21 protein-coding genes and 1 pseudogene are annotated in these 22,641 nt (G+C 71.1%); 5 read left to right on the top strand and 17 right to left on the bottom strand.

Translation table 11 applies throughout. The features are described 5' to 3' along the window. Positions 1-30 precede the first annotated feature (30 nt). From RBJ65_RS33640 to infC, 4 genes are all read right to left on the bottom strand, one after another. Positions 31-873, bottom strand: a complete 843-nt coding sequence (locus RBJ65_RS33640; protein ID WP_306319198.1) for an RNA methyltransferase — start codon at positions 871-873, stop codon at positions 31-33. A 230-nt stretch (positions 874-1,103) separates the two neighbouring features. Further along, a complete protein-coding gene (gene rplT / locus RBJ65_RS33635) occupies positions 1,104-1,487 on the bottom strand; it encodes a 50S ribosomal protein L20 (protein ID WP_306319199.1) in 384 nt (127 codons plus the stop codon). A gap of 101 nt (positions 1,488-1,588) precedes the next feature. Further along, a complete protein-coding gene (rpmI, locus tag RBJ65_RS33630; RefSeq protein ID WP_004933563.1) occupies positions 1,589-1,783 on the bottom strand; it encodes a 50S ribosomal protein L35 in 195 nt (64 codons plus the stop codon). Between the two features lie 123 nt (positions 1,784-1,906). Next, a complete protein-coding gene (infC, locus tag RBJ65_RS33625; RefSeq protein ID WP_306319397.1) occupies positions 1,907-2,590 on the bottom strand; it encodes a translation initiation factor IF-3 in 684 nt (227 codons plus the stop codon). Between the two features lie 350 nt (positions 2,591-2,940). Here infC and RBJ65_RS33620 point away from each other — a divergent pair, with 350 nt between their 5' ends. Beyond that, complete coding sequence (locus RBJ65_RS33620) at positions 2,941-3,303, top strand: DUF1844 domain-containing protein (RefSeq protein WP_306319200.1); 363 nt, start codon at positions 2,941-2,943, stop codon at positions 3,301-3,303. An 18-nt stretch (positions 3,304-3,321) separates the two neighbouring features. Here the strand turns inward: RBJ65_RS33620 and RBJ65_RS33615 are convergent, their stop codons facing one another. Then, complete coding sequence (locus tag RBJ65_RS33615) at positions 3,322-4,101, bottom strand: SseB family protein (RefSeq protein WP_306319201.1); 780 nt, start codon at positions 4,099-4,101, stop codon at positions 3,322-3,324. A gap of 94 nt (positions 4,102-4,195) precedes the next feature. Between RBJ65_RS33615 and RBJ65_RS33610 the strand changes: the two genes are divergently transcribed. Continuing rightward, entirely contained in the window at positions 4,196-5,077 is an 882-nt protein-coding gene (locus RBJ65_RS33610; protein ID WP_306319202.1) for a serine hydrolase, read from the top strand. Here RBJ65_RS33610 and mycP read toward each other — a convergent pair. Beyond that, positions 5,061-6,359, bottom strand: a complete 1,299-nt coding sequence (mycP, locus tag RBJ65_RS33605; protein ID WP_306319203.1) for a type VII secretion-associated serine protease mycosin — start codon at positions 6,357-6,359, stop codon at positions 5,061-5,063. The genes RBJ65_RS33610 and mycP overlap by 17 nt on opposite strands. Before the next feature lie 7 nt (positions 6,360-6,366). Next, on the bottom strand, positions 6,367-7,242 hold the full coding sequence (locus tag RBJ65_RS33600) for a hypothetical protein (RefSeq protein ID WP_306319204.1): 876 nt from the start codon (positions 7,240-7,242) through the stop codon (positions 6,367-6,369). Between the two features lie 497 nt (positions 7,243-7,739). Between RBJ65_RS33600 and RBJ65_RS33595 the strand changes: the two genes are divergently transcribed. Then, on the top strand, positions 7,740-8,942 hold the full coding sequence (locus tag RBJ65_RS33595; protein ID WP_306319205.1) for an amino acid deaminase/aldolase: 1,203 nt from the start codon (positions 7,740-7,742) through the stop codon (positions 8,940-8,942). A 53-nt stretch (positions 8,943-8,995) separates the two neighbouring features. On the opposite strand, the gene RBJ65_RS33590 is transcribed toward RBJ65_RS33595, so the two are convergent. The 4 genes from RBJ65_RS33590 to RBJ65_RS33575 are packed head-to-tail and all read right to left on the bottom strand — an operon-like array spanning position 8,996 to position 13,915. Further along, on the bottom strand, positions 8,996-10,294 hold the full coding sequence (locus tag RBJ65_RS33590) for a haloacid dehalogenase-like hydrolase (protein WP_306319206.1): 1,299 nt from the start codon (positions 10,292-10,294) through the stop codon (positions 8,996-8,998). A 43-nt stretch (positions 10,295-10,337) separates the two neighbouring features. Beyond that, positions 10,338-11,126: a 3-oxoacyl-ACP reductase gene (locus RBJ65_RS33585; protein ID WP_306319207.1), complete on the bottom strand. Its 789-nt coding sequence runs from the start codon at positions 11,124-11,126 to the stop codon at positions 10,338-10,340. Further along, positions 11,123-12,499 (bottom strand): aldehyde dehydrogenase, encoded by a 1,377-nt coding sequence (locus RBJ65_RS33580; RefSeq protein ID WP_306319208.1) that lies wholly within the window; start codon positions 12,497-12,499, stop codon positions 11,123-11,125. Before RBJ65_RS33580 ends, RBJ65_RS33585 begins: the two co-directional genes overlap by 4 nt. Positions 12,500-12,550: 51 nt before the next feature. Next, the gene (locus RBJ65_RS33575) at positions 12,551-13,915 is read right to left on the bottom strand and encodes a glutamine synthetase family protein (RefSeq protein WP_306319209.1); all 1,365 of its coding nucleotides are present in this window, start codon (positions 13,913-13,915) and stop codon (positions 12,551-12,553) included. A 180-nt stretch (positions 13,916-14,095) separates the two neighbouring features. Between RBJ65_RS33575 and RBJ65_RS33570 the strand changes: the two genes are divergently transcribed. After that, a complete protein-coding gene (locus RBJ65_RS33570) occupies positions 14,096-14,794 on the top strand; it encodes a gamma-glutamyl-gamma-aminobutyrate hydrolase family protein (RefSeq protein WP_306319398.1) in 699 nt (232 codons plus the stop codon). Between the two features lie 9 nt (positions 14,795-14,803). On the opposite strand, the gene RBJ65_RS33565 is transcribed toward RBJ65_RS33570, so the two are convergent. Together RBJ65_RS33565 and RBJ65_RS33560 are read right to left on the bottom strand one after the other, a co-directional pair. Then, positions 14,804-15,757 carry a phosphotransferase family protein gene (locus tag RBJ65_RS33565; RefSeq protein ID WP_306319210.1) on the bottom strand — a complete coding sequence of 318 codons (954 nt, stop codon included), beginning with the start codon at positions 15,755-15,757 and terminating at the stop codon, positions 14,804-14,806. A gap of 139 nt (positions 15,758-15,896) precedes the next feature. Continuing rightward, positions 15,897-16,817 carry a LysR family transcriptional regulator gene (locus tag RBJ65_RS33560; protein WP_306319211.1) on the bottom strand — a complete coding sequence of 307 codons (921 nt, stop codon included), beginning with the start codon at positions 16,815-16,817 and terminating at the stop codon, positions 15,897-15,899. Positions 16,818-16,887: 70 nt separating this feature from the next. On the opposite strand from RBJ65_RS33560, the gene RBJ65_RS33555 reads away from it, so the two are divergent. After that, positions 16,888-18,015 (top strand): TDT family transporter, encoded by a 1,128-nt coding sequence (locus tag RBJ65_RS33555; RefSeq protein ID WP_306319212.1) that lies wholly within the window; start codon positions 16,888-16,890, stop codon positions 18,013-18,015. Between the two features lie 53 nt (positions 18,016-18,068). Here the strand turns inward: RBJ65_RS33555 and RBJ65_RS33550 are convergent, their stop codons facing one another. The 4 genes and pseudogenes from RBJ65_RS33550 to RBJ65_RS33535 all read right to left on the bottom strand — a co-directional run. Continuing rightward, on the bottom strand, positions 18,069-18,833 hold the full coding sequence (locus tag RBJ65_RS33550; protein WP_306319213.1) for a helical backbone metal receptor: 765 nt from the start codon (positions 18,831-18,833) through the stop codon (positions 18,069-18,071). A gap of 11 nt (positions 18,834-18,844) precedes the next feature. After that, positions 18,845-19,420, bottom strand: a complete 576-nt coding sequence (locus RBJ65_RS33545; RefSeq protein ID WP_306319214.1) for a helix-turn-helix domain-containing protein — start codon at positions 19,418-19,420, stop codon at positions 18,845-18,847. A gap of 278 nt (positions 19,421-19,698) precedes the next feature. Beyond that, positions 19,699-22,308 (bottom strand): ABC transporter permease/substrate binding protein, encoded by a 2,610-nt coding sequence (locus RBJ65_RS33540; RefSeq protein WP_306319215.1) that lies wholly within the window; start codon positions 22,306-22,308, stop codon positions 19,699-19,701. Further along, positions 22,301-22,641, bottom strand: a pseudogene (locus tag RBJ65_RS33535) (hypothetical protein); the annotation flags it as partial. The pseudogene RBJ65_RS33535 and the gene RBJ65_RS33540, both read right to left, overlap by 8 nt.

The following is a 22,641-nucleotide window of genomic DNA, read 5'->3' as shown; positions in this document are numbered from 1 at the left end:
CCCGGCGGTCGAACCGGAAGAGTCACCCTACTAGCTGGGTGTGACGGAGCGGCACCCTCCGGGGGCGCGCTGCGCACGCGCGGACGCGTACAGGCAAACGGCCGCGGCCGTCGCGAGGTTGAGGCTCTCGGCCTTGCCGTGAATGGGCACGCGGACGACGGCGTCGGCGAGCGCGCGGGTCTCCTCCGGCAGCCCCCACGCCTCGTTGCCGAAGACCCACGCGGTGGCGGCGCCCATGCTCCCCCGGTCCAGCTCACCATCGAGGTCGTCCTCCCCCGCCCCATCGGCGGCGACGATCCGAACCCCCGCCTCCTTGAGCCCGGCGACGGCCTCCTCGACGGGTACGCCGACGGCGACGGGCAAGTGGAACAGGGACCCGACGGAGGCGCGGACCGCCTTCGGGTTGTAGACGTCGACGGACGCGTCGGTCAGCACGACGGCCTCCGCCCCGGCCGCGTCGGCGCAGCGCAGCACGGTTCCGGCGTTCCCGGGGTCGCGTACGTTCGCGAGTACGGCGACGAGCTTGGGCCGCGCCGCGAGGATCTCGGTGAACGGGGTGTCCAGGAACCGGCACACGCCGACGAGCCCCTGCGGAGTGACGGTCGTCGAGATGTCGGCGATGACGCCCTCTTCGGCGAGGTGCACCCGCGCCCCGGCGTCCCTGGCCTCGCCCACGATGTCGGCGTACCGCTCCGCGGCGTCGACGGTCGCGAACAGCTCGACGAGCCCGCCGTGCGCGGCCGCCTCCCGCACGGCCTGCGGCCCCTCGGCGAGGAACTGCCGTTCCTTCCCCCGGAAATTCCGCTTCGCGAGCCGCCGCGCGGCGCTCACGCGCGGCGACTTGGATGAGATCAACTCGGGCGTTGCGACCATGCGCCTAACTTTCGGGGTGGGTGACGGTGTTGGGGACCGGTTCCATGGTTGCGCAGCACCGCGCCGACTCGGCAGATTGCCCAAGGCGGTTGCGGCCCAATCAAGCCCCGCCGGCGATTGAGGCGCGGGGTCCGGGGCGGAGCCCCGTGCGGTGCGGCGCAACGAACAACGTGGGACCCGCAAGCCAACGGGCTTGCGGGTCCCACGTCACATGCGGCTCAGCGGAGCGTTCACGCCGCCTTGGGCGCGTTCACGTCCGCCGGAAGCGCCTTCTGCGCGACCTCGACGAGCGCGGCGAACGCGTTCATGTCGTTGACGGCCAGCTCGGCCAGCATCTTGCGGTCCACCTCGATGTTGGCGGCCTTCAGACCCTGGATGAGGCGGTTGTACGTCATGCCGTTCTGGCGGGCAGCGGCGTTGATGCGCTGGATCCACAGCTGACGGAAGTCGCCCTTGCGCTTCTTGCGGTCGTTGTAGTTGTAGACGAGGGAGTGGGTGACCTGCTCCTTCGCCTTGCGGTACAGACGCGAACGCTGACCGCGGTAGCCGCTGGCCTGCTCGAGGATCGCCCGACGCTTCTTGTGCGCGTTCACCGCGCGCTTGACGCGTGCCACTTGTTAACTCCTTGTAGCGGGGCCGGGGTTGTCTTCACCCGACCCGAATTCGAATAGTCCCGGTCCAGCCGACGTACAGGGCGCGATCACGCGCCCGTACATCACTTGCCGAGAAGCTTCTTGATCTTCGCGGCGTCGCCCGGGGCCATCTCGGCGTTGCCGGTGAGGCGGCGCGTCACGCGGGACGACTTGTGCTCGAGCAGGTGGCGCTTGCCGGCGCGCTCACGGAGCACCTTGCCGGAGCCGGTGACCTTGAAGCGCTTGCTGGCACCGCTGTGCGACTTGTTCTTCGGCATGGCGCCGTTCTCTCCTCGTCAGTGGCATTCCCGGGCCGGTCCGTGCGTGGCGCGAACCGGCCGTGGTGGAACGTCAGTTGTGTCAGTTGGTATCCGTGGCGCACGGGCTGTGCGCGGCACGGATCATGCCTCGGCCGGAGCCTCGGCGGGGGTCTCGGCGACGTCCTCGTCGGCCTGCTCCTCGGCGGCGTTCTGCGAACGTCCCGGGTTGGCCTTCGCGTCGGCCTTGCGAGCGGCCTGGGCCTCGCGGGCCTCGGCCATCGCCTCGGTCTTCTTCTTGTGCGGACCGAGGACCATGATCATGTTTCGGCCGTCCTGCTTCGGGTTCGACTCAACGAAACCGAGGTCCTCGACGTCGTTCGCGAGACGCTGCAGCAGTCGGTAGCCGAGCTCCGGCCGGGACTGCTCGCGACCACGGAACATGATCGTGATCTTGACCTTGTCGCCCTGCTTGAGGAACCGGACGACGTGACCCTTCTTGGTGTCATAGTCGTGCGGGTCGATCTTCGGCCGGAGCTTCATCTCCTTGATGACCGTGTGCGCCTGGTTCTTGCGCGCCTCACGGGCCTTCATGGCCGACTCGTACTTGAACTTCCCGTAGTCCATGAGCTTGCATACGGGCGGACGGGCGTTCGCCGCCACCTCGACGAGGTCGAGGTCGTACTCCTGAGCAAGCTCAAGGGCCTTGGCAAGCGGAACAATCCCGACCTGCTCGCCGCTGGGACCGACAAGTCGCACTTCGGGAACGCGAATCCGGTCGTTGATGCGGGGCTCGGCGCTGATGGATCCTCCTCGGTAGCACCACACGACGGCCTGGCGGACCGCCGCGTACGTTTGTGACGTAAGTACCAACCGCGCCGACGCACAAAAAATGCCCCGGACGGTACACACGCGGGGCTCCATGAACTACCGGAGCACCGCCACGGTGAACCGCGGGGCGCAGTATCGGACGGTTCCGTCGTCCGTACGGAACGACGGTGACCGTCTGACCGGTGACCCACCGCCCTGGTCGGGCGGTCAGGTGGGAGATCGGAGCCTCCACTTGTGGGCCGGGCACCTGATCCGTGAGGACGTGGGTTTCCGGCCGGTCGTTACACAAGGTTAGCAGGACTTGGGGGGTGCGCCCAATCGGGTGCGCGGGACATATCGTGGGGCCCATGAGTGACGCGACCCCCGCAACCGAAACCCCTGATTACGACGCGCTGACCCGCGACATCGCCGACGTGCCCGCCGTCGAGGTCATCGTGACGGTCGCGGTGAACCTGATGAGCGCCGCCGCGGTGAAGCTGGGCCTCACCGAGGAGGGCGACACCCACAAGGACCTCGACGAGGCCCGCAAGCTGATCCACGCGCTGGCCGGGCTGCTCGACGGCAGCGCCACGGAGATCAGCTCCTTCCACGCCGCTCCCCTGAAGGACGGCCTGAAGTCGCTGCAGCTCGCGTTCCGCGAGGCATCGGTGGTGCCGGACGAGCCGGGCCAGGGCCCCGGCGAGAAGTACACGGGCCCGATCTACGGCTAGGCCCTCCGGCCGCTCGGCTCACCCACGTACGTAGAGGGGCTCGCCCGGTGGCGTCGCCTCGACCGGCAGGAGTGCCAGGTCGAGGCCGCGCACCAGGCGGGCCCTCAGTGTTTCGTCGGCGGCGATGCGGGTGGCGACGGCCTGGGCGGTGGCCTGGACGTCGGCGTCCGGGTCGAGGACCAGGGCGAGCGTGCCGTCGGCCCGGCCGGAGCCCAGGTAGGCGCGGGCCACGGACGGCTCGGCGGCGACCGCGGCGCGGGCGGCCTCGCGGACGGCCGGGTCGGCGAGCGGGGCGGTGTCGGTGCGGCCCTCCGCGAGCGCGTACAGGGCGGGGCCCGTCAGTTCGTACGGGACGGGGCCCGCGACGTCGAGGACGACGGTGTCGGCCTGTTCGTGGGCGGCGGCCTGGAGAGCCTGGTGGAGGGGGACGGCGACCGGGCGGGCCTGGGGGTCCCACAGGGCGAGCGAGGCGATCGAGGTGAAGGCGGGCAGCGCCTTGCGGCCGGCCGCCTTCAGGGTCGGGACCGCCATGTCGCTGGTCTTCTCGCGGCGCAGGCCGCCCGCCCGTCTCCCGCCACCGCCCTTGTTTCGAGCTTCGCGCCCCTCCTCATTGTCCTCCTCGACCTCACCGAGCACGGCGACGACCGGGACGAGCAGCCGGGCGTCCTTGAGGAGCTCAAGGACGGGGCCGTGGGCCGTGCGGTCCTTCGACCACGCGGCCAGGGCCTCGGTCAGGCGCGGGTCGGCCGTGCCGTCGTCGTCGGAGAAGCCGGGGTCGGGAATGTTCTTGTTCGCCACGGTCGCCGAGCCTACCGAGCGGCCGGGGACGATTCTCAGCGGACCCTGAGACGCGGCTCAGGGTCCGCACAGAGCGGCGGCGGAGCATCGCGGCATGTCCCGTCGAACGAGAAGACGCGGCTTCGCCGCCACCGCCGTCGTACTCACCGCCGCCGTCGGCGGCACTACGGTCTACGCACAGACGCGGCCGCACGACGCGGCCGTCCTCGTCTCGCACACCGCCTCCGCACAGAGGAGTCCCACGACCGTGGACAAGGACACCGAGCTGGCCACGGCCGTGCAGGCGGCCGCTCAGGGGCACGACGGCGAGGTCTCCGTCACCGTGTACGACGAGACGAGCGGGAGCGGCGCCTCGTACGCGTCGGGGGACGGGACGTACGACACCGCGAGCATCGTGAAGGTCGACGTGCTCGCCGCGCTGCTGCTGCGGGCGCAGGACGAGGGGCGGGAGCTGACCGTGCGGGAGCGGACGTACGCCACCGCGATGATCGAGAAGAGCGACAACGACGCGACGACCGCGCTGTGGGACGACATCGGCGGGGCGGACGGGCTCGACGCGGCGAACGAGCGGCTGGGACTCACCGGGACCAGCGGTGGCGACGGGTCCCTGTGGGGGCTCACGCAGACCACCGCGGCCGATCAACTCGCCCTGCTCAAGCAGGTGTTCGGGGTCGGTGACGGGCTCGCCCTGACCAAGGAGTCGCGATCGTACGTCCAGGAGCTCATGGGCAATGTGGAGAGCGACCAGGCGTGGGGCGTGTCCGCGGCCGGGGACGGCGCCGCGTTGAAGAACGGGTGGCTGCGGCGCAGCACCACCGGGTTGTGGGACATCAACAGCGTCGGCGAGGTCACCGCCGGCGGGCGGAAGTACCTGGTGGCCGTGGTCTCCAACGGGAGCGTCACCAAGGACGCGGGCGTCGGGCTCGTCGAGGATGTGGCGCGGGCCGCGGTGCCGGTGGTCAGCGGCGCGGCATGAAGCGGTGGCCGCGCCACAGGTAGCCGGCCGCGCCGAGGAGCAGCACGCCGAGGGTGCTCGCGAGGACCGTCGCCCAGGTGGCGAGGCCGCCGGCGGAGTCGTCGTCGGGGCCCGGACCGAAGTACTTCTCGCCGTACGAGGCCGAGGTCAGGCGCTGTGGTTTCAGTTTCGCGCCCGCGGTGATCGCGGCGGCCGGGTCGACGAGGCCGAAGCCGCGGGAGTCGTCGCGGCCGCCGGAGGGCGGGTCGTCGGCGGTGTCCTCCATGAGCTTCTTGAGCTGCGCGGGGCTGAGGCCGGGGTGCGCGGCGCGGACCAGGGCGACGGCGCCCGACACGAACGCGGACGCGGCGCTGGTGCCCCACGCCGAGTAGTACTTGCGGTCGGGGTCGGCCGTGACGATGTTGCGGCCCGGCGCGGCCACGGAGGCGTACCAGCGGCGGGTGGAGAACGAGGCGCGGGCGCCTGACGAGTCGACGGCTGTGGCGGTGATGACGCCGGGGTACGCGGCCGGGTAGGAGACGTGGTCGCCCTGTTCGCCGCCGTTGCCCGCGGAGGCGACGACGGAGACGCCCTTCTTCAGCGCGTACTGGACGGCGGCGTCCTCGCTGGCCTCGGGGTGGGCGGTGTTCGAGTCGTCTCCGAGGGACAGGTTGATGACGTCGGCGCCGTGGTCGGTGGCCCAACGGATGCCGTCGGAGAGGGCGTTGCCGCGGGTTTCGCGGGCCTTGGCGCGGGACGGGTCGCCGTCCTCCAGGATCACCCGCACCGGCAGGATCTTCGCCTGCGGGGCCACGCCCATGACGCCGTCGCCGTCGTCCTTGCCGTGTCCGTGGCCCGCGATGATGCCGGAGATGGCGGTGCCGTGCCGGGCCCAGGGGCGGTCGCCGCGCTTCGCGCCGAAGCCGACGAGGTCCTTGCCTTCGAGGACGTTGCCCTTGAGGTCGGGGTGCTCGTCGTCGACGCCGGTGTCCAGGACGGCGACCGTGACGCCCTTGCCGCGCGTCGTCTTCCACGCGTCGGCGGTGTGCAGCGCGGTGAGGCCCCACTGCTGGGCGCGGACGGTGTCGGCGTGGGCGGCGGTGGTGGGGAGGAGGGTGAGGAGGGTGGCGGTGCCGAGGGCCGCGAGGGTGCGGGTGAGGGCGTGGGTGGGGGTGTGGGTGGGGGTGTGGGTGGGGGTGTGGGTGGGGGTGTGGGTGGGGGTGTGGGTGGGGCGGAGGCGGCGGTTTTTGGCGGCGGCGCCGCTTGCGGATCCGCTGCGGTTCCTGCTTCTGGTGCGGTTCATCGTTCTGCTACTGCTCCGTGTCCCGGTCCGCGGACTTCTTGACCGTCTTGCGCAGGTCGCGTTCGATCCGGTCGGCGATGCCCTGCGCGTCGTGGCCGAGGCCCGCCTGGGCGGGGGCGCTGGTGGAGCCGGACTTCATGGCGTCGGCCGCGGGCTGCGGTTCGCTGACGCTGCGGCCGTCGGCGAAGCCGGAGACCGCGTACACGACGACCGGGGCGTCGGTGAGGATGTTGATCGTCCAGGACGCGCGCTGGCGGTCGCCGAAGCCCTCGGCGACCGTGCCCTTCGCGGCGTAGGGCCGGGGCATGAGGTCCTCGCGGCGGTCCAGGCCCTGTTCGAGGAAGCGGGAGCGCAGCGCCTTCGTCGCCTCCGCGTCGGCCTTCGTGAACATCAGGCCGACCGTGGTGACGTTGCTCTGCGTGGCGTCGGTGTAGGTGGCGCGCAGCAGGCGCAGGCAGCCGGCGGAGCGCAGCGCCTTGTGCAGCAGCGGGTCGAAGGCGTGGGCGCAGGTGCTGTCGGGGGCGACGGCGATCCGGGTCCAGGTGCGGTCCGCCCTGCCGGGGCCCGCGCCCTCGCCCTTGAGGGTGCGCGGGAACAGCCGGTCGACGGGGACGCCGTGCCAGAGCTGTCCTGCCTCGCGGTAGGCGGCCTGTACGGACGGGGGGCCGTCGTCGTCGCCGGTGAGCATGGAGCCCGTGGTGGCGCCGCCGATCAGGCCGAGGCCGAGCACGACGCAGGCCGCGGCGGCCGCGGTGCGGGGTTTGAGGCGGGAGCCGATGGGGCGCAGGAGGGTGGTGCGGTCGTCGTAGTGCTCGGGGCGGGCGAGCCGGACGAAGGGGCGGCCGACGGTTTCCGGGCGGGGGGTGAGGTCGACGCTGCCCACGGAGCGGCGGGGTGGGGTTGAGGGCATCGGTGGGGTCGGCGGAGCCGGGGGTGCGGTCGCGGGGCGCTGCCCCGGACCCCGCTGCTCAAGCGCCGCAGGGGCTTGATTTTGGTCGCCCCGGATCGGGCGGAGGCGGGTTGTGCTCTCGGCTTGGGTTTCCTTCGGCGGCTGGGCCGGGGGAAGGGGCACACCGGTGCTCTTCGCCGGCGGTGGGCCGTCCGGGAGGCGGGACGACGGGGCCGGGGGTGGTGGTGTGGAAGGCAACGGTGGGGCCGTGGGGGGAAGTTCGGTGGGCCGGGGCGGGGATGTGGGGCGCGGCGGGACGCGCCGGGCTTCCGTACTCATGCCTCCCCCGTTTCCTCGGCCTGCGTGCGCGTCACTCTAACGGGCCCGGCCAGGTCAACGCGTACTCCGCACACGGGTCGCACACGGGATCGACCGATCCATCACCATCCGTCCCCCTACCCTGCGGTAATCCTGTCTGGCAGGCTTCGGCCATGACACCGCGCGCCGCCGATCGGGCCCGGTACGACCGGGCCACCGCTCATCTCGACGCCCCTCTGGCGATCGTGGATCTGGACGCCTTCGACGCCAATGCCGACGACCTGGTGCGCCGGGCCGCCGGGAAGCCGATCCGCGTCGCCAGTAAGTCCGTGCGTTCGCGCGCCCTGTTGGAGCGGGTGCTGGCCAGGCCAGGGTTCGCCGGGATCATGTCGTTCACGCTCGCCGAGTCGCTGTGGCTCGCGCGGTCGGGGTTCGAGGACGTGCTACTGGCCTATCCGTCGGCCGACCGGGACGGCTTCGCGGAGCTGGCGCACGATCCGAAGCTGGCGGCGGCGGTGACCGTGATGGTCGACGATCCGGCGCAGCTCAGGCTCATCCAGGACGCGCGGGACGGGGGCCGCGAGGAGATCCGGGTCTGCGTGGAGCTGGACACGTCGTGGCGGACGCTGGGTGGCCGGGTCAGGGTCGGCGCGCTCAGGTCACCGCTGCGTACGCCCACTCAACTCGCCGATCTGGCCCGGGTCGTGAGTCGCCGTCCCGGGTTCCGGCTCGTGGGGATCATGGCGTACGAGGGTCATGTCGCGGGCGTCGGGGACGCGCTGGCGGGGCGGCCGGTGCGATCGCGGGCGATCCGGCTGATGCAGGCCGCGGCCCGCAAGGAGCTGGCGGTGCGGCGGGCCGAAGTGGTGCGTGCGGTGCGGGGCGTGGCGCCCGACCTTGAGTTCGTGAACGGGGGCGGCACGGGGAGCGTGCAGCACACGGCGGCGGAGGAGGCGGTGACCGAGATCGCGGCCGGTTCCGGGCTGTATGTCCCGCGGCTCTTCGACAACTACACGTCGTTCACGGGGCGTCCGGCCGCGCTCTTCGCGCAGCCCGTGGTGCGCAGGCCGGGGGTCGGGGTGGTCACCGTGCTCGGTGGCGGGTATCCGGCCTCGGGGGCGGCGGGTGTCGACCGGCTGCCCGTGCCGTATCTCCCGGAGGGGTTGCGCTACGACGCGCAGGAGGGCCCGGGGGAAGTACAGACGCCGCTGCTCGGGTCGGCCGCCGACGACCTGCTCATCGGCGACAAGGTGTGGTTCCGGCACGCGAAGGCCGGGGAGTTGTGCGAGCGGTTCGAGACGCTGCACCTGGTGTCGGGCGACCGGGTCGTGGAGACGGTGCCGACGTATCGGGGCGAGGGCTATACGTTCTTGTAGCCACGTCTAGCCACGTCCAGCCACGTCACTGTGGCCCTCGCCCCGTACGTGCGTCAGGAGTTCGCGGATCCGTAGATGGTGTCGGTCTGGTCCGGCACGACCGAGCCGTCGTCCCTGAGCAGCGGGCCGAAGCCGCCCTCCGGCTTGTTGTATCCGGCCGTCGAGCACGGGTACGTACCGGTCTTCTGGGGCAGCGGCTCGATGAACATCGGGTTGGCGACCCAGCGGCCGTCGGCGTTGTCGTAGGCCCGGCACATGATCTCGGGCTTGTTGCGGTTGAGGACGAGGTGGGAGCCGGTCGCGTCGCCGACGAATGTGACGTCGGTGTCGGCGTCACCGCCGCCGAGCGCGATCCGCTTGTTCCACTTCTGCTTGTCCCAGGCCGACTTCCCCTTGATGTGGAAGATGTCCTGGTTGATCCAGCACCGCTTGCCGTCGATGTACGGGATGGCCTCGCCCTGCGTCCTGCCGACGCCGCCGCAGCCCTCGTTGTACGTGGTGATGCGGCCCCGGGAGTCGAGGACGGAGCGGATGGCGATGGTGTGGGCGCGGTCGATACCCACACCCGCCGACCAGACCTCGGTGACCGGCTCGGACCCGGCCGACACGATGTAGACGTCGAAGCCGGCCTTCTGGAGCGTACGGATCAGGTCGCGCTGCTGCTCGTAGTACCGGACGTAGCCGGGGATGGTGTGGGTGCCCAGCTTCTGCGTGGAGCCGATGGGGGCGGCGAGGGCCTCCTTGCGCGCGGCGGCGGCGTACGACTCCAGTTCGGGGACGGTGTGGCCCGCGAAGAGCTGGGGCACCCAGGCGTACTGGGGCACGGTGCGCCGGTGGTTCCACTCGCCCGCGAAGGCGGCGGCGCCGCTCATCGTCTTGCCGGACTCACGGATGTTGAAGATCTCGTCCGTGCAGTCGGTGTCGGTGGAGGTCGGCAGCGGGGACCCGACGGGGACGTCGGTGCCGCAGGCGGCGGTGAGCGCCTTGTCGGCGTCGTCGGTCAGCCACTTGCTGGTCTGCTTCCAGCTCGCGGGCCGCAGGATCTTGTCGTGCTTGAGCGACCAGGCGATGGTCGCGTCGGTGACGTCGTTCTTGGCGACGGTGTTGTCCCAGTCGAACGCGGCGACGGGACGCGGGCCCTTGTGTCCGCCGCAGATGCCCCGTTCGTCGATCATGCGCTGGAGCTTGGCCCGGTTCTGGCCGTACCAGGGCAGCTTCTTCGACAGCTGGGGGCAGTTCGCGGAGGCGGGCTGTGCGGACGTGGCGGCGGCCGCGGGAGTGGCGAGGCCGGCGGCCGCCAGCAGGGCGGCGGCCGCGACCGAGGTCCACGCGGCAACATGTCTGTTACGCATGTGAGTGGACCGTACACGCGCCGGGGCGATGCTCACAGGGTTCTCACACTGGTGTCACGTACGCGCCCGAAATCCCGCCGTCGACCAGGAAGTCGGTGGCGTTCACGAACGCCGCGTCGTCGCTGGCGAGGAAGGCGACGGCCGCCGCGATCTCCATCGCCTCGGCGAACCGGCCGACCGGAATGTGCACCAGGCGGCGGGCCGCCCGCTCCGGGTCCTTCGCGAACAGTTCCTGGAGGAGCGGGGTGTTGACCGGGCCTGGGCACAGGGCGTTGACGCGGATGCCCTCGCGCGCGAACTGCACGCCCAGCTCGCGCGACATGGCGAGGACGCCGCCCTTGGACGCGGTGTAGGAGATCTGCGAGGTGGCGGCGCCCATCCGGGCCACGAACGACGCCGTGTTGATGATGGAGCCCTTGCCCTGGCGCCGCATGTACGGGATGGCGGCCTTGCAACACAGGTACACGGAGGTGAGGTTGACCTCCTGGACCCGCTTCCACGCCTCCAGGCCCGTTTCGAGGATCGAGTCGTCGTCCGGGGGCGAGATGCCCGCGTTGTTGAAGGCGACGTCGACCGAGCCATAGGTGTCGTACGCGGTCTTGAACAGCGCCTCGACCTGCTCGGCGTCGGTGACGTCGACCTGGACGAAGGTGCCGCCGACCGCCTCGGCCGCCTGCTTGCCCGCGGTCTCGTCGATGTCGCCGCAGACGACGTGCGCGCCCTCGGAGGCGAGGCGGCGGGCGGTGGCGAGGCCGATGCCGCTGCCGGCGCCGGTGATGACGGCGGTGCGGTCGACGAGGCGGCGGCAGATGATGTCCTGCGAGTCGGTCACTGAGCGGGCCCTTCCGTGCTGATTTCCGTGCTGATGAAGACGTTCTTGGTCTCGGTGAAGGCGGCGAGGGCGTCGGGCCCGAGTTCGCGGCCGATCCCCGACTGCTTGGAGCCGCCGAACGGCGTCCAATAGCGCACCGCGGAGTGCGAGTTGACGGACAGGTTGCCCGCGCGGACGGCCCGCGAGACGCGCAGCGCGCGCCCCACGTCGCGGGTCCAGATCGAGCCCGACAGGCCGTACGGCGTGTCGTTGGCGAGGCGTACGGCGTCGGCCTCGTCGGTGAACGGCAGCAGGACGGCGACCGGGCCGAAGATCTCCTCCTGCGCGCAGCGCGAGTCCGGGTCCTGACCGGTCAGCACGGTCGGCGGGAACCAGAAGCCGGGCCCCGACGGGGCGCTGCCCCGGATCGCGGGGGCGTCGTCGGGCACGAAGTCCCTGACCCGGTCGAGCTGAGCGCGCGAGATGAGCGGGCCCATCTGCGTCTTCTCGTCGGCCGGGTCGCCGACGACGACGGCGCGCACCCGGTCGGCGAGCAGCTCGGCGTACTCCTCGTACACCGGCTCCTGTACGAGGATCCGGGTGCGGGCGCAGCAGTCCTGGCCGGTGTTGTCGAGGAAGGCGAAGGGGTCGGCGGCGGCCGGGAGGTCGGCGTCGGCGAAGACGACGTTGGGGCTCTTGCCGCCGAGCTCCAGGGTCACCGGCTTCACGCGGTCCGCGCACGCGGCCGCGACCCGGGTGCCGACGCGGGTGGACCCGGTGAACACGATCTTCGCGACGCCCGGGTGCTCGACGAGGGCGTTCCCGGTGACCGGGCCCTCCCCCGGCAGCACCTGGAACAGCCCCTCGGGAAGCCCGGCCGCCAGGGCGAGTTCGGCGAGCCGCAGCGCGGTGAGCGGGGTCGTCTCGGCGGGCTTGAGGAGGACGGCGTTGCCGGCGGCGAGGGCGGGGGCGGTTCCCCAGGCGGCGATCGGCATCGGGAAGTTCCAGGGCGCGATGACGCCGACGACGCCGAGCGGTTCGAGGAACGTGACGTCGAGGCCGCCGGGGACCGGGATCTGACGGCCGTTCAGGCGCTCGACGCCCCCGGCCGCGTAGTCGAGCAGATCGCGTACGTTGCCGGCTTCCCAGCGGGCGTTGCCGACGAGGTGCCCCGCCTCCTGGACCTCCAACTGGGCGAGTTCTTCGAGGTGTTCATCGACGGCGGCGGCGAAGCGGCGCAGCAGCCGGGCCCGGTCGGCGGGGGTGGCGGCCGCCCAACCGTGTTGTGCGCGGGTGGCGCGGGCGACGGCGGCGTCGACCTCTTCCCGGGTGGTGGTGGGGACGGTGGCCACGAGCTCTTCCGTGGCCGGGTTCAGTACGTGCAGCGGTGCCAATGCGGTCCCTTTCACAGCCTTCCGAATTCACAGCCTTCCGATTCCTCGGGGCTATAGCCGTTCGAATCCCCGACGCAGCTCCCAGTCGGTGACGGCGGCGTCGTACGCGTCGAGTTCGACGCGCGCCATGTTGCGGTAGTGGTCGACGACCTCGTCCCCGAAGGCGGCCTTGGCGAGGGGGCTGTTGGCCCACAGGTCGGCGGCCTCGCGCAGGGTGCCGGGGACGTGTTCGTAGTCGGCGGTGTAGGCGTTTCCGGCGCAGGCGTCCGGGAGTTGGAGCTTGTGCTCGATCCCGTACAGGCCCGCCGCGACGAGCCCGGCGACGGCGAGGTACGGGTTGACGTCGCCGCCCGGGAGCCGGTTCTCGAAGCGGGTCGAGCGGCCGTGGCCGACGACGCGCAGCGCGCAGGTGCGGTTGTCGTGACCCCAGGCGACGGCGGTCGGCGCGAAGGAACCAGGCTTGAACCGCTTGTACGAGTTGATGTTCGGCGCGTACAGCAGGGAGAAGTCGCGCAGCGCGGCGAGCTGCCCGGCGAGGAACTGCCGCATGACCTCGGACATTCCGTCGCCGTCGGGACCCGCCATGACATTGGCGCCGTCGGAGTCGGCGAGCGAGAGATGGATGTGGCAGGAGTTCCCCTCCCGCTCGTTGTACTTCGCCATGAAGGTGAGCGAGCAGCCCTCCTGCGCGGCGATCTCCTTGGCGCCGGTCTTGTAGATCGCGTGCTGGTCGCAGGTGACGAGGGCGTCGTCGTAGCGGAAGGCGATCTCGTGCTGCCCGGGGTTGCACTCGCCCTTGGCGGACTCGACGGTCAGCCCGGCGCCCGCCATCTCGTTGCGGATGCGCCGCAGCAGCGGCTCGATCCGCCCGGTCCCGAGCACCGAGTAGTCGATGTTGTACTGATTGGCGGGCGTCAGCCCCCGGTAACCGGCGTCCCAGGCCTGCTCGTACGTGTCCTTGAAGACGATGAATTCGAGTTCGGTGCCGACCTGGGCGGTGAGCCCGAGTTCGGCGAGCCGGTCGAGCTGGCGGCGCAGGATCTGGCGGGGCGCGGCGACGACCGGTAAGCCGTCGTTCCAGGCGAGGTCGGCGGTGAGCATGGCGGTGCCGGCGTTCCAGGGGACGCGGCGCAGGGTGGCGAGGTCGGGCCGCATGGCGAAGTCCCCGTACCCACGCTCCCAGGAGGACATCTCATAGCCGTCGACGGTGTTCATCTCGGTGTCGACGGCGAGCAGATAGTTGCAGCCCTCCGTGCCGTGGTCGAGGACCTCGTCGAGAAAGAAGCGGGCGGCGAAGCGCTTGCCCTGGAGCCGGCCCTGCATGTCGGGGAACGCGAGGACCACGGTGTCGATCTCGCCGCACGCGACGAGGGCGTGCAGTTCCTCCACGGTCAGCGGGGGTGTGCGGTCTGCCACGGGAAGATCCTCCTCAAGCTCAACCGGAAGCCACAACGTACGGGGCCGGGCTGCCGCCTGGGAAGAAGCCGTAAGCCGTTCGGCGGGGCGGCTGCCCGCATGCTGAACGCCCCGGTGGCGCGCTCCCCGATCTCGTACGCTCGGGGATTCGGTACGTACGGCATCGGGGAGCGCGACACCATGGTGAGCAGGCCGCTGATCGGCATCAGCACCTACCTGGAGAACAAGGCCAGTTGGGGCATCTGGGAGCTGCCCGCGGCGCTGCTGCCGGCCGGCTATCCGCGGCTCGTGCAGGACTCGGGCGGCCTCGTCGCGATGACTCCCCCGGACGACCCGAAGCACGCGCCTTCGGTGGTGGCGCGGCTCGACGGAGTGATCGTGGCGGGCGGCCCGGACGTCGACCCTGGCCAGTACGGCGCGCAGCGCGACCCGCGCACCGGACCGCCCGCCGCGGAGCGCGACGCGTGGGAACTCGCCCTGATCCGCGCCGCGTTGACCTCGGGCACGCCACTCCTTGGCATCTGCCGCGGCATGCAGCTCCTGAACGTGGCCCTCGGTGGCACGCTGACGCAGCACATCGAGGGCCACGTGAAGGAGACGGGTGTCTTCGGCCAGCACACGGTCACCCCGGTGCCGGGCACCCGCTACGGCGACCTCGTCCCCGACCCCACGGACGTCCCGGCCTACCACCACCAGGCCGTCGACCGCCTCGGCAAGGGCCTCGTCGCCTCCGCCCACGCCGACGACGGCACCATAGAGGCGGTCGAACTGCCGGGCATGACCTGGGTGATGGGCGTCCAGTGGCACCCGGAGATGGGCGAGGACGCCCGCGTCACCGAAGGTCTGGTACGGGCCGCGAGCACGCCCCACGGCTTCTGAGCCGCCCCTTCAGCTCTTGAGCCTGGCCTTGAGCCACGCCAGGGCGGCGTCGCCCTGCGCCCGCTGGAAGGGCCGCAGCGTGGGCAGCCCCGGCGGGGTGGGGCGCGTCGCGTGGTCGAGGAAGAACCCGGCGAGCGCGGCGAGCGTCCGCGTGACGCCTTCCGGGTCGGCGGCGCGGCCCAGCGGATGCGCCGTGAACACCTCGTCGGGGTCGGGCCCGCCCTGCGCCCGTACGCACGGCAGCATGAGCAGCAGGTCGAACCAGGGCGCGGCGCGCACAGCGTGCGGCCAGTCGACGAACACGACACGGTCGTCGTCCGTCAGCAGCATGTTGTCGGCCCGCAGGTCGGCGTGCGCCAGCGTGTCCCCGCCCGCGAACCCGGCCCAGGGCGCGGCGAGTTCGGCGAGCCACTCGGCGTTCCGCACGCCCCACGGATCGAACCCGGCCCCCGCCACCCGCCCCTCGTCGACCAGCCCGCGCCACCCGTTGAAGTCGGGACCGAGCACCTCACCGGCGCTGCGGGCGGGGAACGGGGCGGGCGTGAGCACCCGGGCGAGCCGGTCCACCGCCCCCAGCACCCGCCCCAACTCCCCTTCCCGCCACGGCACGTGCGGCTGCCGCCCCACCACGTCCTCGAAGGCGAGGGCGACCCACCCCTCGTCGTCGTACACCCCGAGCAACCGCGGCGCCGGAACCCCTTCCGGCAGCGCCGCGGCGTTCCGCGCCTCCGCGCGGTGAAAGCGCGGACTGAGCGGATTGGTCTCCGTATCGACGGCCTTCACGAACGCCCGCCGCCCATCGGCAAGCACCACCCGCACGGCCACCCCCGGCGAAAACCCTCCACTTTGCGTCACCGCCCCGACCACCCCTGCCCCGAGCACCCCCTCGACACCACGCCGCACCCGCTCGGGCAGCGCGCTCCAGGGGGTCCGCACACCGCTTGCACTCGGAGCCCGACCCATAAACCGATCGTGCCGCCCCCGACCTCTCAGGTCGACCCAATAAAGGCCCTGGTGACGATTCGCAACCCCAAACAGCCCCGCCGGCGATTGAGGCGCGGGGTCCGGGGCAGAGCCCCGCGACCGCAACCCCGGCTCGGCGTCACCCGGACCGGGTCAGCGACAGCAGATCACGCGCGGGCCCCACCGGCAGGTGCCCCGTCGGCCACACCGCCCGCAACTCCCGCGCAAGCCGCACCCCCTCCAACGGCACCGCCACCAACCGCCGCGCCGCCAACTCCTCCCCCACCGCCAGCTCACTCAACACGGACGGCCCGGCCCCACTCACCGCCGCCGACTTCACCGCCGTCGTCGACGACAACTCGATCAGCGGCCGGGCGAGCCCACCGAGCGCCGCTTCCAGGACTTGCCGCGTCCCCGACCCCTCCTCGCGCAGAATGAGCGGCGTCGCCGCCAACTCCCCCGCCGCGAGCGCCTTCCGCCGCCGCGACCACGGATGCCCCGGCGCCGCCACCACGATCAGCCGGTCGTGCGCGATGACCGCCGAGTCGAGCCCTGCGGGAACCGTGAGCCCCTCCACGAACCCGAGGTCCGCCTCCCCGCCGAGCAGCCGCTCCGCGACCGCCGCCGAGTTCCCGGCCAGCAGCGACACCGCCGTGTCCGGCCGCTCGGCCCGCAGCGCGATCAGCCACCGCGGCAGCAGATACTCGGCGATCGTCATGCTCGCCGCCACCCGCAGCCGCGAGTCACGCCGGTCCCGCAGCGCGGACGCCCCCGCGTCGAACTGCTCGGCGGCCTCCACGATGGGCCGCGCCCAGTCCGTGACGAGCGCGCCACTGTCGGTGAGCCGGGAACCGCGCGGCGAACGGTCGACGAGGGCGAGCCCCAGCTGCCGCTCCATCGACCGGATCCGGCTGCTCGCGGCCGGCTGCGTAATACCGAGGGCCCGCGCGGCGGCGCCCAGACTCCCGAGCCGCGCCACCGCGAGCAACAACTGCAACGCACCCAGCTCGGGCACCCGATGCGCAAGCCCGGCGTCCAGTGCCACTTCTCCCTCGCTCATAAGCCCAGGTTATGCCCTGATAGCGAGAACACCCCTGGTGGGGGCCCGTGCCCGGCGGGACCGTAGAACCATGGTCACCGCCGCCCACCCCGCACCCCACGCCCATCCCGTCGCCCGCCCCACCACCGGCGTCCGCGCCGCCGTCCGGCACCTCGGGCCGAACTGGTACGCCGCCGTCATGGGCACCGCGATCATCGCCAACGCGGGCGCCACGCTCCCTGTCCGGTTCACCGGCCTGCGCACCGCCTGCACGGTGTTCTGGGCACTGTCGTTCGTGCTGCTCCTCGTGCTCCTCGGCGCCCGCGCCCTGCACTGGAGGCACCACCGCGACCGGGCCAAGGAGCAGTTGCTCGACCCGACGGCGGCGCCGTTCTACGGCTGCCTCTCGATGGCGCTGCTCGCCGTCGGCGCGGGAACGGTCCTGGTCGGCCAGGACTGGATCGGTGCGCGAGCGGCGATCGCCATCGACGTCGTGCTGTTCGTCGCCGGCACGGTCATCGGGCTCGTCGCGGCGGTCGCCATCCCGTACCTGATGGTGGTCCGGCATCGCATCAGCGCCGATGAGGCCTCACCGGTGTGGCTGCTTCCGGTCGTCGCGCCGATGGTGTCGGCCGCGGTCGGGCCGCTGCTTGTGCCGCATCTGCCGGGCGGTCAGGCGCAGCAGACGCTGCTGCTCGCCTGTTACGCCATGTTCGGCCTGAGCCTGCTCGCGACGCTGGTCATGCTGCCTGTCGTGTTCGCCCGGCTGGTCACGGCGGGGCCGTTGCCGTTGGCGCTGACCCCGACGCTGTTCCTCGTCCTCGGGCCGCTGGGGCAGTCGACGACGGCCGCGAACAAGTTCGCCGATGTCGCGGGCGGCGTGCTTCCGGAGTCGTACGCGCACGGGTTCACCGCGTTCGCCGTGCTGTACGGGGTGCCGGTGATGGGGTTCGCGTTGATGTGGCTGGCGTTGGCGCTTGCGATGGTGGTGCGGGCGCGGCGGCAGGGCATGGGGTTCGCGATGACGTTCTGGGCGTTCACGTTTCCCGTCGGGACGTGTGTGACGGGGGCGGAGGGCCTTGGGGCGCACACGGGGCTCGCGGTGTTCGACGGGTTGGCCGTCGTGCTGTACGTGGGGTTGGTGGCGGTCTGGGTGGTGGCGGCGGCCCACACGGTGCGTGGCCTGCTGACCGGGCGGCTCCTCTCGGCGCCCCGCTGAGAGTTGCGGTTGACCGTTCCTACGCCGCGGGGCTCCGCCCCGGACCCCGCTCCTCAATCGCCGGAGGGGCTTGATTTACCGGAACCGCCGGAGCCGCCGCAGGGGCCTGATTTGTCAGGCAACCGGCGGCGCAGCTCCCCCGCCGCCTCCTCCAACGACGGTCCGTACCACGTCAGATGGCGGCCGCTCACCAGCACGCTCGTGGCGTCGAAGCACTCGGGGCCGTCGTCCGCGGTGAAGCGGTACGGCTCGTCCGGGAGGATCACCACGTCCGGCTTGCGGGCGCGGAGTTCGTCGAGCGGGATCCGCGGATAGCGCTCGCTGTGGCCCGCGTACACGTTGTCCACGCCGAGCCGCGCCAGCAGGTCCCCCGCGAAGGTGTCGCGGCCGAGCACCATCCAGGGGCGTCGCCAGATCGGTACGACGGCCGTCAACCGGCTCCCGCCAACCGGGAGTTCGGACCACGCGGCCTCCGCGGCGGCCAGCCACCCCGGCCGCTCCGTCGCCCCGCAGGCGCGCAGCACCCGCTCCAACTCCCGTACGGCCTGCGGCAGATCACGTACCTCCGTGACCAACACCTCGACACCCGCGGCGCGCAGAGCGGCGAGGTCCGGCTCCCGGTTCTCCTCCTCGTTGGCGACGACGAGGTCGGGGCGGAGCGCGAGGACCGCCCGCACGTCCGGGTTCTTGGTGCCGCCGATGCGGGGGACGTCCAGGTCCGCGGGGTGTGTGCACCAGTCGGTGGCGCCGACGAGGACGCCGGGCAGCGTCACTGCGATCGCTTCCGTCAGGGACGGTACGAGGGAGACGACACGCACGGCGGCGCGGCCTACTTCGGGCCCGGCTCGTCGACCGCGTCGATGTGCTCGGCGACCGCCACCACGAGCACCCGCGCGTCCCCGACGGTGGCCCGCCACCGGTGCCGTACGCCACCGGTCAGGTACAGGGTGTCGCCGCGGTCCAGCCGGTAGGCCCGCCCCTCCGCCTCGACCTCGACCGCGCCCTCGGTGACATGCATCAGCACGTCGTTGCGGAGCTGGAACTCGCGGCCCGGGTCGTGGTCGCCGACGAACTCCTGGGCGTGCATCTGATGGTGGCCGCGGACCAGGGAACGTACGACGAAGTCCGTGCCGTCCTCGGCGACGGAGGCGTCGTCCGCCCGCACCAGGTCGACGGTGCGCGCCGGGTCGGCGGCGGCGAGGAGTTCGACGGCGGTGGTGCCGAGCGCGTCGGCGACCTTCTCCAGGGAGCGGCGGCTGGGCCTGGCCCGCTCGTTCTCGACCTGGCTGAGGAACGGCACCGACAGGCCGCTGCGCTCGGCGACGGCCGACAGGGTCAGTTCGAGGGAGCGCCGACGGCGTCGTACGGCCGCGCCCACGCGAAGTGATTCCTTGTGTTCGTCCATGGCCCGCGCTCCCTCCCGCTGGTCGCCCTGCCCGTTCCCGCTTCGCTCGCCCGGCTTATTCGCCGGGGACCCGCGCCCCGGATTGGTGTACCCGGTTCGTTTGAATGCACCCTACGCATGTTCACCCCGCCGTTTCATGTGAGCGGGGGAAAGCGGTGGGTCACGATCGGGCCGCGCCGTCCCGCCCCGACGAACGCCGCGAGGGGCGGGCCCCCTTACGGGAACCCGCCCCTCGCACGGCTGCACGCGTCAGTGAGCCGTCAGAGTCATCAGAGTCGTCAGGAAGCGGTCATCCGCTTCTCGACGTCCTGGTGCGTCTCGAGCCACTTGGAGACGGCCGCCTCCTCGTGTCCCTGACCCTGCTTCTTGATCTCGGACTCCAGGCTCGCCAGCTCGTCCTCGCTCATCTTGAAGTTCTTGATCCACTTCGTGAGCTGCGGGTACTTGCTGGGGAACTCCTTGTTGGAGATCGTCCGGATCGTGTTGCCAACGCCGAACTTCTTCTTCGGGTCCTTGAGCTTGGTCAGCTTGTAGTCGCTGTACGCCCAGTGCGGCGACCAGAGCAGAACCGCGACCGGCTCCTTCTTGGCGTACGCGCGCTTCAGCTCGGCCAGCATCGCCGGCGTGGAGCCGTCGACGACCTTGTACTCCTTGTCCAGGCCGTAGCCGGGCAGCACGTCGTTCTTGGCGGTGTTCATGACGCCGGTACCGGGCTCGATACCGATGATCTTGCCGTCGAACGTCTTGCCCTTGCCCTTCAGGTCCGAGAGGGACTTGACGCCCTTCACGTAGGAGGGAACGGCGACTTCCAGGGAGGTCGGGCTGTACCAGGTGCCCAGGTCCTTCAGGTTGTTCTTGTTCGCTTCCCAGTAGTTCTTCTGGGCGTGCGGCAGCCAGGCGTCGAAGTTCACGTCCAGGTCACCGCTGCCGAGACCGGTGTAGACCGGGCCGACGTCCATCTGCTTCAGGTTGAGCTTGTAGCCCTTGCGCTGCAGCACGTGCTTCCAGAGGTACGTCACCGCGACGTCCTCGTCCCACGGGAACCAGGCGACGGTCACCGGGCGCTTGGTCTCCGCGGCGGGAGCCTGCTTGACCGGGGCCACCTTGTTGACGAAGCCGGGGTTCTTCTTCAGCCACGTCTTGACGGCGTCCTGCTGCTTGCCCTTGCCGGCCTTGTTGATCTCCGCCTCAAGACTCGTGAGCTGCTTCTCGCTCATCTTGAAGTTCTTGATCCACTTGTTGGCCTCGGGGAAGTCCTTGCCGAAGCCCTTGCGCGCCAGCGAGTGCACGCCGTCGCCCTTGCCCCAGGCGCCCTTCGGGTCCTTGAGCTTGGTGAGCTTGTAGTCGTTGTACGCCCAGTGCGGCGACCAGAGCGTCGTGACGATCGGCTTCTTCGCGGTGTACGCGCGCTTCAGCTGCGCCAGCATCGCCGGCGTCGAGCTGTCGACGACCTTGTACTCCTTGTCGAGCCCGTACTCCTTGAGCACCTTGCTCTTCAGCAGCTGCATCTCGCCGGCACTGGCCTCGATGCCGGTGATCTTGCCGTCGAACTTGTCGGCCTGGCCCTTCAAGTCCTCCATGGACTTGATGTCCTTCATGTAGGACGGGACAGCCAGTTCCAGGGACGTGGGGCCGTACCAGGAACCCAGGTCCTCAAGCTTCTTGCCGTACTTCTTCCAGTACTGGGCGTGCGTCGTCGGCAGCCAGGAGTCCGTCTGGAAGTCGACGCTGCCGTCGGCGAGCGAGGTGTACAGCGGACCGGCGTCCATCTGCTTGACCTGCGCGTCGAAGCCGCGCTGCTCCAGGATCTCCTTCCACAGGAACGTGGAGGCGACGCCCTCGTCCCAGGGGATGTAGCCGATGGTGACCTTCTTGCCCTGGCCCACGTTCGTGGACGCGGCCGTCGGGTTGGCACCGCCGCTGTTCTGGCCGAACATGCCCATGCCGCCCGCGACGAGCGCGAGGACGACGACACCGACCACGGCGACGGCCGGGCGGGGACGGTAGGACCAGATCTTCAGGCCGTGCGCGGCGCGCAGCTTGTTGAGCGCGCGGCGGCCGAGCGGCGAGACCTGCTGGCCGAGCGAGCTGGTCATGCGGTCCAGGTAGACCGCGAGGATCACGATGGAGATACCGGCCTCGGCGCCGAGACCGACGTTCAGCTGGCCGATGGCCTCGTTGACCGCGCCACCGAGACCGCCGGTGCCGACCATGCCCGCGATGGCGGCCATGGACAGACCCAGCATGATGACCTGGTTGACACCGGCCATGATCGTCGGGAGGGCCAGCGGCAGCTGGACGCGCCACAGGGTGTTGCTCGGCTTGGTGCCGAACGCCTCGGCCGCCTCGACCAGTTCCTTGTCGACCTGCCGGATGCCCAGCTCGGTCATGCGCACGCCCGGCGGCACCGCGAAGATCAGCGTCGCGACGATGCCGGCCGGGGCACCCGAGCCGAAGAACAGAATGGCCGGGATCAGGTAGACCATCGCCGGCAGCGTCTGCATCAGGTCGAGGACCGGACGGAACAGATTGCTGATCCGGTTGGAGCGGGCCGCCCAGATGCCCAGCGGTACGCCGATGAGCAGAGCGATGATCGTCGACACGAGGACGAGCGACAGCGTCAGCATCGCGTCGTCCCACAGCTCCAGGTTCTGGATGAACCAGAACCCGATGACGGTCAGTACGCCACCGAGCGTGCCGCGCAGCCAGAAGGCGATCACGGCGAAGATGCCCGCGAGCAGCAGCGGTTCGGGCGCCTGGAGGAGGTCGCTGAGACCGTTGTAGACGCCGTTGAAGATGTCCTCGAAGAAGCCGAACAGCCAGTCGAGGTGGGTCAGCATCCACTGGACGATGTCATTGACCCAGTCACCGAAGGGAATCCTAGGCACCGGCATTCACCTTCTCCGCCGGCTCGTCGCCTTCGCCACGCGGCGACGGGACGGCATCCTTCTTGTCGTCCTTCGCGAGGCTCGCGGCCTCGCCGTTCTCGGAGGTCGCGGGGGTCTCGACCGTCTTCATCGGCTCACCGAGCACGGCGAGCAGCCGCTGGCGCGGCACCACACCCAGGAGCGCGCCCTCGTCGTCGACGACGGCGACGGGTATCTCGCTCGTCGAGCACGGCGTGAACAGGTCGATGATCGGCGCGTCCTTGTGCACCTTCGCCGGAGCATCGGCCACCCGGTAACCGTCCTCGGGCTCGGCCATGATCGCGCTCGCGCTCA

The sequence above is a fragment of the Streptomyces sp. KL109B genome, assembly GCF_030766935.1.
In the GTDB taxonomy this organism is placed as follows: Bacteria; Actinomycetota; Actinomycetes; order Streptomycetales; family Streptomycetaceae; genus Streptomyces.
Note: the sequence above shows the minus strand (reverse complement) of the source record. Positions and strands in the feature narration are given on the sequence as shown.